Raw genomic sequence first — 16,126 nt, forward strand, 5'->3', positions numbered from 1 at the left:
CTGAATTGTATAAAACAAGAACATTTTTTTGGAAGTTTTGGCAAAACGGAACGAGTTCCCGAACACGTATTTCAATGCAGTCTCTGTCCCATGCTTTTTACACAGAAGCGAGGAGGATCTATGATTCAATCTAAACGTGTTGCAACAGTAATTATCTGTACATTTCTCTTTGCTTTTTTTATTGCAAAAAACATTTACGCTGCTGAGCCCTCTTACGAGGTGCCACAGGCATATTCCGCCGGTAAGCTTCTGCAGCCAGAATTTCTCCAGGGCAAGTACCACAAGGTCGATGACCATGTCGAATATGACGGTTTCTTCTACCATTTTACCGTTCAGTCGGATTTCGGCAACTTCAAGGCCATATCCATTGCTTCCCTTGTCAATCTCATCAAAGAATTATCCGCGATTGCGGCAATGAAAGAGGTTGAAACCTCGGATACGGCGGTTTCCTCTCTACAGCAGAGCGGGAAGAAAACCGTCGAGGGCGTCAAAAGCCTCTTCACCGACCCAGAGGGAACTCTCAAGGGTGCCGGTCAGGGAGTGAGCAGTCTTTTCCATAGAGCAAAGGTGACCATTGGCAGCCGAAAGTTGACCGATGCCGAAGACAGTCGTATGGAGCAGTTTATTGGCCTGACCAAGTCCAAAGGGGAGATTGCCAACAAATACGGTGTCAGCATCTACTCGCGTAATGAGGTTCTGCAGGAGGAGTTGGATCGTCTGGCCATGGCCGATTACCTTGGCGGAATCAGTGTGGGACTTGCAACCAGCGCTATTTCCGGCGTCGGTGGTTTGGTGTTGTCGGCCTCAGGGACCGCCAGACTGCTGAACGAGACGATAAACATCACTTCACCGTCTGAATTGTGGCTGCAGAATGAAGAAAAACTCATTGCCATAACCAACGAACCGGACACCGTTAAACTTTTCCTCAACAACCCGGTCTTTACCCCGGCCCTGCAGACAGTCATGACTGCCGCCCTGCAAAAACTCGAAGGCGTCGGCAACCGAGATCTTTTTCTCAAAATCGGGCTCCAGGCCAGCACTCCTGATATGGCCAAAATAATGACTGAATTGGCTGTTATGGCAGCGGCATACCATGAGCGGATCGCTCCGCTTGCCGATTTTTCGTCCATGGCCAGACTGCTCAAGGCGAGAACCAAAGACGGTACCGTTGTCGTTATTCTACCTGTCGACCATCTCATATGGTCATCGCGAGTAGCATCGGTGGCGGAGGGAATATCTGAGGAAATACCAAAGGAAAAGGCCTCGAACCTTGAAATATGGACACTTGGAAGCCTGAGTGCAGCGGCACAATCATCTTTTGAGACAGCCGGCTGGCATACCAACGGAAATGCGCATGGTCTTCTCTTTCCGTCATTGCATTGGCCTGTAAAACAGACTCCATAGACACACTGCCGTGGTGGTAGGGAAAGCTCAACAGAAGGCTTCAATGATGGATTTGAATGAGGAATTAAACACAATACGCGAGAAGGAGGTATAGACGATGAACATATATGCCAGATATGGAGGGACGGTATTGGCAATTATCATTATGATTGCTGTAATGTCGGGCCCGGAAGAGGCAATGGCGCAACAGTCGCTTTCGTCGTCATTGCAAATAATTGTCTATCCGGCAAAAGGCCAGCCCCCAGAAAAACAGAACATGGATGAAGGAGAATGCTACGCGTGGGCACAGCAGCAGACCGGCATTGATCCGATTGCAGCAGCACAGTCCCCTGCCCAGTCGCCCGATTCCTCGCCAAAGGGCAGAGAACGTTTGAAAGGTGCAGCCGGTGGCGCTGCAGCCGGAGCGGCGATAGGGGCAATTGCAGGCGATGCAGGCGAGGGTGCCGGCATCGGTGCGGTCGCCGGCACCATGCTCGGCGGGCGCAAGGCCAGGCAGAACAAGGCGGACGCGCAGCAGCAGAGCCAACAGATGCAGTCAGAAAGTCTCGATTATTTCCGGGACGCATTCAAGGTATGCATGAAGGCGAGGGAGTACACCGTCAATTGATTCATCAAACGTGGAATCTTCCATGAAGCATATCGCCTCAGGTATGACTCTTTTTCGTGCTCCCATGAATGTTTTGTCTGCTGCGAATCAGCGCTTTGCAAATATATGCTTCTACTGGCTGGTATCTCTTGTCCTCTCAGGCGTCTTTTTGCCAGGGCTGCCCGCCGCGATGGCAGAAGATGGCATGCGCCCCAGAATAGGCCTCGTGCTCGGCGGCGGTGGCGCCAAAGGTACAGCCCATATAGGGGTTTTACAAGCCCTGGAGGAGTTGCGGATTCCGGTGGATTACATTGCCGGTACCAGCATGGGAGCCATCGTCGGCAGCCTCTATGCCTCGGGCCTCTCCCCGGATGACATCAAAAACACACTGACCCGCGTAGATTGGGGGGACATTTTCACAGGTGATCCGGATCGTCGGGATATCGATTTCAGGAGAAAACGGGAAGATTTCCTCTTTCTTGCTCCACTTACGCTCGGTGTGCGAGACGGCACCATCGTCTTGCCCAAGGGCCTGGTCAAAGACCAGAAAATCAACAACTTTTTCAGATCATTACTCCTCCATGCCACAAGTGTGACCGATTTTGACAATCTGCCCATTCCCTTTCGTGCCGTCGCCACCGATCTCGAAACGGGCGAGATGGTCATTCTGAAAAGCGGCCGACTCGCCGAGGCCGCTCGGGCAAGTATGTCTGTGCCGGGAGCCTTCCCGCCCATAGAAGTGGACGGCAGAATTCTCATCGATGGAGGCCTGGTGCGCAATCTGCCCGTCGATATCGTCCGCGGCATGGGTGCCGACGTCATCATTGCCGTCGATGTCGGCAAGGCATTGCTGAACCGGGAAGAGCTTGGAGGACCTCTGGAAATAATGAACCAGATGCTCGATATCATGATCAGCAGCAATGTCCGTGAACAGATCAAGCAGCTCGACTCAGACGATATCTATCTAAACCCCGATCTTGGTGATCTTGGTTCCGGAGACTTCGCCCGGGGGCAGGAAGGCAGCCAAATAGGTTATGCCGCCGCACGGAACAAGGCCGACAGCCTGGCAAGATACTCCGTTTCAAAAGAGAAGTATGAAGAGTTTCTCGCCGGACACCGCCGGGAGCAGATCGAGCAACTGGCCATTGCCGATATCGAAGTGCAGGTGGAAAATCAGAACAGGACATCTTCCGAGGTGGTGGCCGACAGATTCGGTATAGAAGAAGGCGACACCGTCGATTTAGCCAGGCTTGTCGAGGGTACCGGATATGTCTTTGGCATGGGGGATTTCGACCGCGTCGACATTATGCTGGACAGGCCGCAGGATGAAGGGGCATATGACCTGCTGCTTCGGGCCAGGGATAACTCACTGGGCCCCAACTATTTACGCTTCGGGGTGGCCCTGGAAAGCAATATCGAAGGAACCAGCAGCTATAACATCCTTCTCGACTACACCAGGCGATGGATCAATGCCTACGGGGCGGAGTGGAAGACGCTGGCCTTCATTGGCACGCCCTTCGGGGTCTATACGGAGTTTTACCAGCCGCTCAGCTCCGATGGTCTCTTTTTTATCATGCCGTACGGCAAGTGGATTGAACGACCGGTTTCTCTCTATGATGGCGATGACCGGGTCGCCGAATATCGCGCCAACCAATACAGCCTCGGTGTCGACATCGGCATCCAACCCTGGATGTACGGCATTGCCAAGATCGGGCTGCTTGTCGGCGAGGATGATATCTCTCTGGAAACGGGAGACCGTCGACTGCTGCCGGAAGAGGAAACCTTTACACGACGCGGCATCATCTACAGCGGAACCTTTGATCAACTCGATAATGTGCACTTTCCCAATGAGGGTTCTTTTGCGAGTGTAACCGGCTTTACCTCACTCGATGCGCTGGGTGCCGATGAAAGTTATTCCTGGTTGGAAGGATCGTTCACCGGAGTCGCGAGCTATAAGCGGCAGACCTTTTTGACCCAGCTCAGTGCCGGATCGAGTCTCAACGGAGATCTGCCCTTCAACGAGGATAGGAAGCTGGGCGGTTTTCTCAACCTTTCCGGCCTGCAGCAGGATCAGCTCAGAGGAGACTCTCTCTTTTTAGCCAAAGTCGTTTCCTACTACAAGGCAGGGACATCATATATAGGCGATCTCTACCTTGGCGGCTCGATCGAAACCGGTAATGTATGGGATGACTCCTTTGATTTCAGCGATCTACGACTGGCAGGGAGTCTCTTTGTTGGCTATGACACCATTCTTGGACCGTTTTATATCGGACTTGGCATGATCGACGGCGGCGAGATGGCAGGCTATTTTTACCTGGGAAGAACTTTTTAACAGGATGCCGAACTGCAGAATTTTACTGCATCTGAAGATCTGGCCAAAAACCCGATTAATCCGATCGCCAGTCTGATCCATGTACCACGGCAAGAAAGTCATGCTGAGAATTACGGAAGAAATGATGGAGGCTTGAAGAATGTAACCACAATCCAGCATGTTGCATTCTTCATTATCAATGCTGGATAGAGTATTTGAGCGCACCGAACACATTTGTATTGCATGAAATTCGGCCACACTCCCGAGGGTCCGGATTCCTCACTTCGCGGGGGACGCCATAGACTCGTCCATGTGGGGTTGGCTGCAGCCGTCCAGACTTCAGACACCCGCGAAATGAGCAACCAGGCCCCCTCTAAGAGGTTAGGCTGAGTTTTATAAGTCATCAGATTTGTATTTGACAGCACGCATAATTTCATACCGCCATAGAGGAGGCAAACCTTATGAAACACCGATTCAGTTCATTGACAGTCCTGTTCACCGCTGCCGTCCTGGCCTTGCCCTGCGCTGAGCTCGCGGGAGCTGAGGTGTCGCAGGAATCGCTGAAATCCATATCGATACCTGACAATGTCGAGACGACCTTGGGAACGTTGGAATTCTTCGATGGCGTACCGGAAAAGGCCACTATTGAGAAGATCTACGACAACTACGACCGCATGCGCGGCATGCAGGTGTTTCTCGACAATATCGGTGCCGTGTCGATGTATAGTGTGCGCAAGGGACTGGCCGATGCCGGGGCCGAAGGCGCCAACAGGATCGCCATCTTCGCACAGCTGATGGATTCCCAGACACTGGTGGTCACCGCCAACACCTCGACCCTTTATGCTTATACCTACACCGATCTTGCCAAGGACGGGCCGACCGTGATCGAAGTCCCGCCGGGTATGCTCGGCTTCCTTGACGACGCCTGGCAGCGCTTCGTCGGCAACATGGGCGTGACCGGGCCAGACAAGGGCAAAGGCGGCAAATACCTTGTCCTGCCCCCAGATTACACGGGCGATATCCCCGACGGCTACTTCCTGCTGAAGCCGCCAACGAACAGAAACTTCATGTTTCTGCGCGGCTCGATCAAAAACGGCCTGAAACCCGCGGTCACCAATATCACCTCGAACCTAAAGGTCTATCCACTGAAAGACATGGAGACTCCGGCTGCAACCGAATTCGTCAACATGTCGAACAAAGCCTTCAACACGGTCTTCCCAAGCGACTTCAGCTATTTTGAAAACCTCAGCCGGGTCATTCAGGAAGAACCGATCGAGGCGATCAACCCGGAAGTGCGCGGCGCCATCGCCGCCATCGGCATCGTCAAGGGACAGCCCTTTGAACCCGACGAGCGGATGAAAAAGCTGTTGACCGAGGCCGCCACGCTTGGCAATGCCACGTCTCGGGCCATCACCTTCCATCCCCGGTTCAACGGCGTAAGAATCTATCCGGACGACCCAGGCAGCGTGTGGTCCACTGCCTTCGCCAATAAGAACACCAGCTTCGAAGCCGATGGGACAATGGGCCTGGACGCACGGGTGGTCTACTACTTCAACGCCGGCGGGGTCACGCCAGCCATGGCCACCAGCAGCCCAGGCCAGGGTTCGGACTACGCCCTTGCATTTCTCGATGCCAACAAACAGGCCTTCGACGGCGCCAAGACCTACCGACTGCATCTGCCCAAGGACGTGCCGGTCAAGGACTTCTGGGCGGTCACCCTGTACGACACCCAGACCCGCTCACAGCTTCAGACCAGCCAGAGCTTCCCGACCGTCGGCAGCCAGTCCGAGGGAATGTCCCAAAACGCCGACGGCTCCTATGATGTGTATTTTGCACCTGAACCGCTGGAAGGCAAGGAAGGCAACTGGCTGCAGACTGTACCTGGCAAGAGCTGGTTCACCATCCTTCGGCTGTACGGTCCGCTCGAGCCGTGGATCAACAAGAGCTGGCGTCCGGGTGAGATCGAGATTGTTAAATGAATACGCACTATTTTAGGAAAAATTACATGACACATCACATAAAACAGAATCTTGGTTTACTGGCAATTTCGGTTGCTCTTTCCCTGGCCGCACTCTTTGCCACCACGTCTGTACGGGCCGAAGTGTCGGCGGAAGAGCTTACAACCATATCAATTCCCGACACGGTCGAAACAGCTATCGGTACACTGGAGTTCTTCGACGGGGTGCCTAACGATGCCACCATAGAGACACTCTACGATAATCTCGACCGCATGCGCGCCGTCGAGGTTTACCTGAACAACCAAGGCGCCGCATCGCTCAACGCCATGCGTAAAGGCAATATGGGCATCGGTGCCGATACATCCAGTAAAGTTACGATCACCGAACAGCTCCTTAAACCCGCGTCGCTCTACCTTACAGGAAACACCTCGACCCTGTATGCCCTCACCTACCTCGATCTAAAGGCCGGCGGACCGCTGGTTGTCGAACTGCCGCCCGGCATGCTGGGATTCCTCGATGACGCCTGGTTCCGCTTCATCGCCAACCTTGGCGCGATCGGTCCGGACAAGGGCAAGGGCGGCATGTATCTGCTGCTTCCCCCGGATTACAACGGTGAGGTACCCGAGGGATACTTCACCATCAAGCTCCCCACCTACAACAACCTGTTGTTCCTGCGGGGATCGATAGCCAATGGACTCATACCCGCCGTGGAAAACATCAAAACCAAGCTCCGGATCTATCCTCTCGCCAAGGCGGACAATCCTCCGGCCACCAAGTTTATCAACATGTCTGGCAAGAGCTACAACACGATCGTTACCCGCGACCTTAGCTTCTTCGAGGATCTCGATGCGCTGGTGCAGGTCGAACCCATCGATGCGATCGGACCTGAGTTGCGCGGTCAACTGGCCGCAATCGGCATCGTCAAGGGCAAATCTTTCAACCCCGACGACCGCATGAAGAAGCTGCTGAACGAGGCCGCGACGCTTGGTAACGCCACCGTCCGCGCCATCACCTACCAGCCGCGCATCGACGGTGTGTTCATTTATCCCGACACGAAAAGTGCCTGGACGATGGCCTACGCCAACAAGAACACATCCTTCGAGGTGGACGGTACCATGGGTCTGGACGCACGAGTGCTGTTTTATTTCAACGCGACCGGCGTTACGCCCGCGATGGCTACGACAACCGCCGGAGCAGGCTCAGACTACGCCCTGGCGTACCTGGATGCTGACATGAAGGTCTTCGACGGCTCGAAAACCTACAGGCTTCGTCTGCCGCCCGATGTGCCGGTCAACAACTTCTGGGCGGTCACCCTCTACGACACGCAAACGCGGTCGCTGCTGCAGACCGGCCAGGAGTTCCCCACTGTCGGCAGTCAAGACGAAGGTATCCGGAAGAATACGGATGGTTCCTATGACCTCTACTTCGCGCCCGAGCCGCCGGAAGGCAAAGAAGGCAACTGGCTTCAGACCGTGCCGGGCAAAAGCTGGTTCACCATCTTGCGCATGTATGGTCCGCTGGAGCCCTGGATCGAAAAAACTTGGCGTCCCGGCGAGATCGAGCTGGTGACCGGTGAACCAAGCAAATAAAAAATCAACCACACATGAGTCATCATGAAAAATATACCTGCCAATTATCAAGGAGACAAACGCATGAAACAGTCAAACAACCTGGACACCGTTGCAACAGCCGGCGTGCTTAGTGGCCCGGCAACACCTCGTTCGCGGATGCGAATGAAATCGGCGAGAAGAATGATCTGTAATGTGATCGTAGCCACGGCATTCATCGGCGTTGCGGTCAGCGCGCAGGCCGTCAAGGCGGCCTCTCCTAAGGAAGCCGAAGCCGTGGCCGAGCAGGCATATATCTACGGCCTGCAGCAGGCGATTTATTATGGCCAGCGCTGGACTTACACCCAAAATGACGCCAAGGACAACATCGTCTATGCAGGCCTGAACCAGTTTTCCTGGGTGCGCAAGCAGATCACCCCCGATTACCCGGTGGTCACGCCGAACGCGACCACGCTTTATGGCGCAGGCTTTCTTGACCTGCGCACAGGACCGATCGTCATCGAAGTGCCCGAAATCACCGACCGCTATTTCAGCGTTCAGATCATGGACCAGTACGGCATCTTCCGAATGATTGTCGGTTCGCCCTTCAATGGTACAAGTGCGCGAAAATACATCCTGGTGCCGCCAACCTTCACCGGCAATGTGCCAGCCGATTTCCCGACCACCGAGATCGTTCAATGGCCGACCCTGACCGCTTATGGTGTTGTGCGGATGGCCGTCGAAACGGGGACCGATGCCGAGATCAAGACCATCAACCGCTATCAGGATCAGGTGACCATTACGCCTTTGGCCGACTGGCTGTCCAATGGCAAAAAGGGCATCGCCCAAGCCGACAGAAAGATCGTGAAGGGTGACTACCCCATTCCCGATGGATTGCCAGAATATCAGTTCGGTCAGGTCGACAAGCAGACTCCCGAGCAATATTTTACCCTGCTCAGTGTGATCCTGAACGATCCGACCATGCCGACGCTGAAGGATTCGCTCATGGAGGCCGACATGCTCAAGCAGCTTGAGGCGTTCAACATTGGCAAGGGCCTGCGCTTTGACTGGGCAAAACTGCCCCCCGAGCAGCAAACAGCGCTGGAGAAAGGCTTCAAGGCTGGTTTTGAGAGCGTCCGCAAGACGATGAAGACTAACATGATTAACATGAATGGCTGGGGCGTTGTGCGCAATGACGGTGGCTTCGAAACCCGCTGGATGGACCGTGCGATCATCGCCGATGCGGCCTGGGCGGCACCAGACAAGAACATTTCGCATGGCGGCGCCTTCCTGTTCACCGATGCGGATGGCAAACCGTTGACGGGCAAGAACAAATACACGCTCACCTTCGACATGAACGACCTGCCGCCAGTGACCCAGTTCTGGTCGATCCCTATCTATGACGCAAATGGCTATTTCGTTGCCAATGAGATCAACCGCTATACCGTCAACAGCTTCATGCTGGCGGCCGGTGACCTGGCAGCCCAGGACGGCAAGCTGGTGATCTACGTCCAGCACGAGAAGCCTGCCGATCCGGATCAAGCGAAGAACTGGCTTCCGGCACCGGCGGAAGGGTTCAGGTTCACAGCACGTTTCTATGGACCCTATGCCGCACTTACCAACGGTTCATACAACATGCCCAGGGCCGAAAAAGCGCAGTGAGCACCGTTGAGGAACTCACGGCTTGGCCGGGAGAGAGCCGGGCGATCGCCCGGCTCTCACGAGTTGATCAAGGGCAACCGTCCCAGCGGATCATCGAGCGCAGGCGGAAAGCAGAGTTTCTCACTCCCATTTGTGGTAAAAACTGGACAGATGATTTTTTTGATGAATTTGACATGACATGAAAATCACTATATATAAAGAATAAAATTGATCGTTTCTCTCGTGGATATGTTTTTACCTATGTCGACTTTGTAGGCAAGGTGAAAAGTAAAGAAGCGCTGGTGAAGTCACTGAACAGGCTGGCGGAATCTGGCAGGATAGTGAAGCTTGCCAAAGGGAAATACTATAAGTCTGAGTTATCCCCTTTTGGAGAGCTGCCTCCTGAGCAGTATCAAGTGGTAAAAGATCAGCTTGATCGGGATGGAAAGGCAGTGGGTTACCTCACCGGGCTCAGCATCTACAATAAACTTGGTTTGACCACCCAGATCGGAAGTGTCATCCAAATAGGCAGGCAGGAAGTTCGGTCCCCGTTTAAGCGAGAAAGGTATACCATCTCTTTTGTCAAACAGAACACTATCACCAAAGAAAATATCCCTCTGTTGCAACTTCTTGATCTCCTACGCTTTATCGAAAAGATCCCCGATACGAAAATCGAAAAGAGTATCGCGACCTCAAAACAGCTTGTCGCCGAGTTATCCGACCAGCAGCAGGAGAAAATAATGAGACTTGCCTTGAAGTATCAACCTTCAACCAGAGCCTTGCTGGGGCAATGCTGGCAGATATAGGCAGAGGTGAGAAGACAGAGAGACTGAAAAACTCTCTCAACCCGATTACTACCTACGCTATTCCTGGAGCTTCAAAGGTCCTTTTTTCTGCTTCTGAATGGAGTGTTAGATGAGACTGCATGAGGATGAAAAGCTTTTTCGTCAGGCCGTGAATACCGCTGCAGCGCATTTAGGTATCCCTGAAATATTCAATAGAAAAGGACTACTGGGTTACCTATGCCTTACATGGTTTCATTGCCTCCTTGACGAGGTTGACTCTTCTAGACAAGTCTTAGTAATTTAATTCGAAAGCCAGTTAAAAGTCGGTCGACTTGTCCGAAATGTGGTAATGCTATCGTGTTACGTTTTTAAAAAAGAGGCAATAAAGTCGGCAAAAAAATTCTGTGATTATTCAAAATATCCAGACTGCCGCACCATTCTTCTTCCCTTGCTGCCCGAATTGCACGAATGGCAAGAAGAATGACGCCGGAGGATAGAAAGCAAATCAAGGAACTAATCGGTACCAGTATTGAATAGTTGACCACCAATTTGGTTGTCAGTCTAAAACCCGATACCCACACCGACCGAGCCAAACAGGATCTGGGCATTGATGAACCAAACAGATGCACAAATACAAGCAGCGGCGGTATAGAAAATTTCAGAAGCGATGAAGCCTCTCTATGATCCTAAACTGCGAGCACTCCTGCTTGAAATAAAGGATACCAGTAGCGACAAATAAAGTGGGGTCAGAAAATGGGTCAGAGAAAATAAAATTCATGGCGGCGTTAATACGTCATCCCTCTTTCCTCCACCGATTAAGTCGACATAATTTTAGAGTTAATCTGTTATTAGGCGATTAATCGTCTTTATAGACGAATTAAGTTTAGAAAAATTTATTATCTTGCTAGTCGTAATAACTGTCGATATAATAAGAATATTGTATACAATTCGACATATCTGACGACTATGGAAATATCAAAGCTAATGACAGACGACGCGATTCTTGCAGAAATAGGTGGCCGTATCGCTCGTTATAGAATTGAACAGCAGGTGACGCAAGCAGATCTAGCTGAGCAGGCAGGCGTATCCAAGCGCACCGTTGAACGGTTCGAAGCCGGTGCTTCGGTGCAGTTTTCGACTGTCATCCGGATCTTGCGGGTCCTGGGTTTATTGCAGGGGCTGGATCGTATGGTCCCCGAACCGTTCTCCCGACCTATGGATCTGCTGAAACAAAAAGGTAAAGTGCGGCAACGCGCTTCTTCTGGTAACCGTTCGGATAAGATCCCTAAAAAATGGTCCTGGGGTGACGAGTCATGACCACGGTTGCCGAGGTCAAGATGTGGGGACGTACAATCGGCGCAGTTTCCATGACCGATGGGGAGGATATTGCCGCCTTTGAATACGATCCTGCCTTTACTGGAAGTGGTATAGAAGTTTCACCACTTACGATGCCGCTCGCAGGAAAAGTCTATACCTTCCCCGAATTGTCACGGCAGACTTTTCATGGCCTGCCCGGCCTGCTGGCGGATTCGCTGCCTGACAAATTCGGTAACGCCCTTATCAATGCCTGGCTGGCCTCGCAGGGACGGCAGCCGGAGTCGTTCAACGCCGTCGAACGACTTTGTTACACGGGTGTGCGGGGCATGGGAGCACTTGAGTATGCCCCTGCAACAGGACCCAAAGGCCGGCAAGCTACACGGATCCATATCGACAAACTCGTGGCTCTCGCATCCGAGATTCTCACCCATCGGAACAACCTGAACGTATCATTCGGCGACAAAGACAAAGAGAATGCCTTAAAGGATATCCTGCGAATCGGCACATCGGCTGGCGGGGCAAGGGCCAAGGCAGTAATTGCTTGGAATCCTTCAACCAATGAAGTTCGTTCCGGACAACTTCGGGCTGGAAGTGGCTTTGAGTACTGGCTGCTGAAATTTGATGGTGTCGGTGGCAACAAAGATAAGGAACTCGAAGACCCCGGCGGATACGGCCTCATTGAATATGCTTATTCAAAAATGGCCGCTGATGCCGGGATCACGATGAGTGAATGCCGCCTTTTCGAGGAAAATAACAGGCATCATTTCATGACCCGCCGCTTCGACCGCCTTGCCGACAACGAAAAGCTCCACATGCAGTCTCTTTGTGCTCTGGCTCACTATGATTTTAACATGGCAGGCGCTTATTCATACGAGCAGGCCCTTCTCGTCATCAGACAGCTCGGCCTGCCCATGAGTTCGATCGAAGAGATGTTCCGCCGGATGGTCTTTAATATCATCGCCCGCAACCAGGATGATCATGTCAAAAACATTGCCTTTCTGATGGATAAATCCGGAACATGGTCTCTGGCACCGGCTTTTGACATGATTTACAGCTTTAATCCCTCCGGTAACTGGACGGCCAGCCATCAAATGACATTGAACGGAAAGCGGGATGATTTTTCTCTAGAAGATTTCAAGGCCTGCGCCAGAACCGCCTCCATGAAGCGTGGCCGGGCAGAATCCATTATAAAAGAGATACGGGAAAAGGTTTTAAGCTGGCGGGACTATGCCGATGAAGCCGGTGTTCCTGCCATATGGCGTGACCAGATACAGAATACGCTCCGATTATAAAAGTTTGCATGAACTAAATTGCATTAAGAATTTCTTCGAACCTCCTGCAGATTAATAACTTGAAACATTTCAGAAAATCAGGATCCCTTCTTTTGCATCTATTCCAAAAATCGTGGTCACTCCGGAGTAAAAACCGGATTTCGCAAACCGTACTCAGCCAAAAGGAGCATTGCGGCGTTCCACGACTGCCCCGCCATTCCCCGGGGTTCTCCGCTGCGCCCATCCAGCCATTCATTGAACTCCCAGTTTCCCAGGGAACAGGCCTGGACCATGCCTTGCAGCGCCTCGGCCGCGTCCTTCTTGCGATTCTGAGCGGCCAAGGCCAGAGCCCAGAAGCCGCCGATAAAAGGCCAGATACCGCCGTTATGGTAACCGAAGGGGTGGTTCTGCTGGTGGCGGTCCATATAATCGCGCCACAAAGGGTTGTCGCGGCCGATGGGACGGCACACGGACCGTACCGGATAAGGCACCGCGACCTGCGCTGCTTCCAGCGCCTGCAGAATGCGTGCGGCCGGCCCGGCGTCAGCGAGGCCCAGTAGAACCGCTAATAAGTTGCCGAAGACATCGCCTTCCTCACCCCAGAAGGAGAAATTCACGAAACTGAGGAAGAGCCCGTCATTGTGCCCCTTTTCGAGGACATAGCTAGTGAGGAGACGAAGGCGGCGATAGTCCGGCACGTCCCGGGAAAAGGGGAAGAAAAGGTGAGTAAAATGAAATTTGGTCTCTTCGGCGGTGGGCAGCCCGTAACGCTGCTTGACATAGTACCATAAGGCATTGCCGTAGAGCACAAAACCGGATCGCGGCATAATGTCGGCCCAGTCGCTGGCCTCATTTTGCTGCAGGAGACGCAGACGCGGATGTTCCTGGCAGTGCAGCCATTGCAGCGCCTTACGCACCGGTTCGTCCAGTGTCCTCCGCCACTCCGGGGATGGGAAGCGGTGAGTCAAAAAATCAACGGCAATGAGCCACCATAATGTGGCATCTATGCAGCCCACGTACCAAAAGTCGACCTCCCGCTCATCGGGGTCAACATATTTGGGAATCTGGCCGTTGGCGGCCTGGCGACGCGCCAGGGAATGCAGGCCAGCCCGGGCTCCGGCCAATAAATCGGGGTCGCCGGACACAGCCATCCCCAAGGCACAGATAGCGTGATCGCGGCCGAAAATACGGGTATATCTCCGCTTCGCCGCCTGGGGAGAGGCGGAGGCTGCGAGAACACCAGCCGGAGTCAGGTTGCGATGCAAAAGGGCGATGGCAGCTTCAACACCGGTGGAAATGGAAAGTGTCATAGGGGAAAACCGTAAAATCCTGCCTGGGTTTCGTACATGTTAAGAATTTTTTTTCCGTCTTTTTTCTTCCTTGATCCTCGACTGGCTAAATCTTGACCAGAGGAAAAGAGTAGTTAAAGCCAAACGAGCCACTATCAAACGCAGAAAGAGTTTATACTGGTTGGGATCCCATTGCCATGAAAAACTGGGCCTGTTCTTTGCCAAACCTTGGTCTTTAAACGGGTGATCCCACTCTATTGATTAATCACCTGGTCTGACGGTAAATATTTCGTCCTGTTGGAATATCAGTTTCTTTGCCGCCTCTTTGTGCTAAAAGTCTTCCGCCTTGAAATGATATCTTTGAATATGCCATTCAGACATTTTGATAATGTGTTATTATAACCAGACTAAAACGAAATCAATTGTCCACTGCCGGAAAATTATGACATTATGGAATGGCTTAACTATCATCATCTGTTTTATTTCTGGACTGTAATGCAAGAAGGGAGCATCACAGCAGCCAGCAGCAAACTCAGCTTAGCTCAGTCGACGGTAAGCGCTCAACTATCCAGGTTTGAAAAAAATTTAGGGGCAAAACTGTTCAAGCGGGTCGGCAGAAATATTGAACCTACAGAAATGGGGCATCTTGTCTATCGGTATGCAGATGAGATATTTTCTTTAGGCCGGGAAATGATGGACTCCGTTCGTGGGCGGCCGGTTGCCGGCCCTTTATCGCTGAAAGTCGGCATCGTTGATGTGATTCCAAAACTTGTGGCTCGAAAACTTCTCGAACCAACCGGAAAGTTACCTGAAAAAGTACGCTTGATCTGTCACGAGGGCAAGGATGAACAGCTTGTTGCCCAATTGGCCTTACATAATCTAGATGTGGTTTTATCAGATACCCCGCTTCGATCAAGTTTGAGTATCAAGGCCTATAGTCATCTCCTGGGTGAGTGCGGCGTTTCTTTTTTAGGTGTCGAAAAACTTGCCAAACCGCTTCAGAGCAACTTCCCTCATTCCCTGGATAAAGCGCCTATGCTGCTGCCCATGCTCATGAGTTCATCGCGAGGTATGCTTGATCGGTGGTTTGAGCAAATCGGAGTTCATCCTGTAATTATCGGTGAATTTGATGACAATGCATTAGTTAAAGTGTTCGGACAAGCTGGTGATGGCATTTTCATGGCACCAACAGTTATCGAGAAAGAAGTGGAACAACAGTATCAGGTTCAGGTTATTGGACGTACAGATAAAATTAAAACAAGATTTTATGCTATCTCGGTGGAGAGGATTATCAGGCATCCAGCGGTAGTAGCCATTTCTGAGGCTGCCAAGCAAAGGCTTTTTTTTGAATGAATCAAAGAGACGAAGTTTCTCGGGAACTTTCAGTTGCCCCTGGGCCGCGGCAGGTGTCAAGCCGTTAGGATCAACAGTGATGGACTCGTAAAAAACTCGATCTACGCCTGGTATATCAAGCTTTTTCCAGAATCCATCTCGGAATTTCGATGATTTTTTACGAGAATATCAACAGTGACATCTCCAAAAATATTTCCTATGCTGGTTGATTTGAAGTAAAACAGGTCCTGCCATACAGAATAACTCCGACAGCATATATGGCAGGCATTTCAGGAGGAGAATATATGTAAAGTTGTCAACCAATGGCTATGCTGTCCTGGCCATGATAGGCAACGAAAGTCCGAGATAAAAGGAACACTGTACTTCGTGTATTTTCTCACTTTGATTTCAAGGTAATATCTTCATGTAAGCTCACAAATAAACGATCGGAAATCCATCCTTCCATTCCGATCCTGCTTCCGCCATTAATTAAACAATACAGCAACATTACAATTAGAACAAATAGATAAAATCGTCACTATTGATCGATATTTTCGAAGCGACCGCTTCCGTGACTGCCATCGTTCTTTGATACTTCTGGATTCCGGATCAAGTCCGGAATGACGGTAAAAATGGGCTTTTGTAAAATCTCCAAGGCTGGCAACATAAAACTAGATGAGTTTCA

11 protein-coding genes are annotated in these 16,126 nt (G+C 51.8%); 10 read left to right on the forward strand and 1 reads right to left on the reverse strand.

Annotated features, from left to right (window positions below):
* Positions 1-120 precede the first annotated feature (120 nt).
* The 9 genes from JWG88_RS07765 (at position 121) to JWG88_RS07805 (ending at position 12,841) form a co-directional block, all read left to right on the forward strand.
* Positions 121-1,404 (forward strand): hypothetical protein, encoded by a 1,284-nt coding sequence (locus JWG88_RS07765; protein ID WP_205233131.1) that lies wholly within the window; start codon positions 121-123, stop codon positions 1,402-1,404.
* Between the two features lie 97 nt (positions 1,405-1,501).
* A complete protein-coding gene (locus tag JWG88_RS07770) occupies positions 1,502-2,011 on the forward strand; it encodes a YMGG-like glycine zipper-containing protein (protein ID WP_205233132.1) in 510 nt (169 codons plus the stop codon).
* 22 nt (positions 2,012-2,033) lie between these two features.
* Positions 2,034-4,322 (forward strand): patatin-like phospholipase family protein, encoded by a 2,289-nt coding sequence (locus JWG88_RS07775; protein ID WP_205233133.1) that lies wholly within the window; start codon positions 2,034-2,036, stop codon positions 4,320-4,322.
* A gap of 440 nt (positions 4,323-4,762) precedes the next feature.
* On the forward strand, positions 4,763-6,280 hold the full coding sequence (locus JWG88_RS07780) for a DUF1254 domain-containing protein (protein ID WP_205233134.1): 1,518 nt from the start codon (positions 4,763-4,765) through the stop codon (positions 6,278-6,280).
* A 26-nt stretch (positions 6,281-6,306) separates the two neighbouring features.
* Entirely contained in the window at positions 6,307-7,848 is a 1,542-nt protein-coding gene (locus JWG88_RS07785) for a DUF1254 domain-containing protein (RefSeq protein ID WP_205233135.1), read from the forward strand.
* Positions 7,849-7,911: 63 nt separating this feature from the next.
* A complete protein-coding gene (locus JWG88_RS07790; protein ID WP_205233136.1) occupies positions 7,912-9,468 on the forward strand; it encodes a DUF1254 domain-containing protein in 1,557 nt (518 codons plus the stop codon).
* A gap of 206 nt (positions 9,469-9,674) precedes the next feature.
* Entirely contained in the window at positions 9,675-10,253 is a 579-nt protein-coding gene (locus JWG88_RS07795; RefSeq protein ID WP_337833112.1) for a DUF6088 family protein, read from the forward strand.
* A gap of 963 nt (positions 10,254-11,216) precedes the next feature.
* Positions 11,217-11,549, forward strand: a complete 333-nt coding sequence (locus tag JWG88_RS07800) for a helix-turn-helix domain-containing protein (RefSeq protein WP_205233138.1) — start codon at positions 11,217-11,219, stop codon at positions 11,547-11,549.
* Positions 11,546-12,841, forward strand: coding sequence for a type II toxin-antitoxin system HipA family toxin (locus tag JWG88_RS07805; RefSeq protein ID WP_205233139.1), 1,296 nt, complete (start codon positions 11,546-11,548; stop codon positions 12,839-12,841). Before JWG88_RS07800 ends, JWG88_RS07805 begins: the two co-directional genes overlap by 4 nt.
* Before the next feature lie 116 nt (positions 12,842-12,957).
* Here the strand turns inward: JWG88_RS07805 and JWG88_RS07810 are convergent, their stop codons facing one another.
* Positions 12,958-14,130, reverse strand: a complete 1,173-nt coding sequence (locus tag JWG88_RS07810; RefSeq protein ID WP_205233140.1) for an amylo-alpha-1,6-glucosidase — start codon at positions 14,128-14,130, stop codon at positions 12,958-12,960.
* Positions 14,131-14,559: 429 nt separating this feature from the next.
* Between JWG88_RS07810 and nhaR the strand changes: the two genes are divergently transcribed.
* On the forward strand, positions 14,560-15,462 hold the full coding sequence (nhaR, locus tag JWG88_RS07815) for a transcriptional activator NhaR (RefSeq protein ID WP_205233141.1): 903 nt from the start codon (positions 14,560-14,562) through the stop codon (positions 15,460-15,462).
* The last annotated feature ends 664 nt before the right edge of the window (positions 15,463-16,126 follow it).

The sequence above is a fragment of the Desulfopila inferna genome (assembly GCF_016919005.1).
Taxonomy (GTDB): domain Bacteria; phylum Desulfobacterota; class Desulfobulbia; order Desulfobulbales; family Desulfocapsaceae; genus Desulfopila_A; species Desulfopila_A inferna.

Excerpts from the sequence above, each read along its gene's own strand:
- JWG88_RS07765 (WP_205233131.1), top strand. The coding sequence starts at position 121 with ATGATTCAATCTAAACGTGTTGCAACAGTAATTATCTGTACATTTCTC.
- JWG88_RS07770 (WP_205233132.1), top strand. The coding sequence starts at position 1,502 with ATGAACATATATGCCAGATATGGAGGGACGGTATTGGCAATTATCATT.
- JWG88_RS07775 (WP_205233133.1), top strand. The coding sequence starts at position 2,034 with ATGAAGCATATCGCCTCAGGTATGACTCTTTTTCGTGCTCCCATGAAT.
- JWG88_RS07780 (WP_205233134.1), top strand. The coding sequence starts at position 4,763 with ATGAAACACCGATTCAGTTCATTGACAGTCCTGTTCACCGCTGCCGTC.
- JWG88_RS07785 (WP_205233135.1), top strand. The coding sequence starts at position 6,307 with ATGACACATCACATAAAACAGAATCTTGGTTTACTGGCAATTTCGGTT.
- JWG88_RS07790 (WP_205233136.1), top strand. The coding sequence starts at position 7,912 with ATGAAACAGTCAAACAACCTGGACACCGTTGCAACAGCCGGCGTGCTT.
- JWG88_RS07800 (WP_205233138.1), top strand. The coding sequence starts at position 11,217 with ATGACAGACGACGCGATTCTTGCAGAAATAGGTGGCCGTATCGCTCGT.
- JWG88_RS07805 (WP_205233139.1), top strand. The coding sequence starts at position 11,546 with ATGACCACGGTTGCCGAGGTCAAGATGTGGGGACGTACAATCGGCGCA.
- JWG88_RS07810 (WP_205233140.1), bottom strand. The coding sequence starts at position 14,130 with ATGACACTTTCCATTTCCACCGGTGTTGAAGCTGCCATCGCCCTTTTG.
- nhaR (WP_205233141.1), top strand. The coding sequence starts at position 14,560 with ATGGAATGGCTTAACTATCATCATCTGTTTTATTTCTGGACTGTAATG.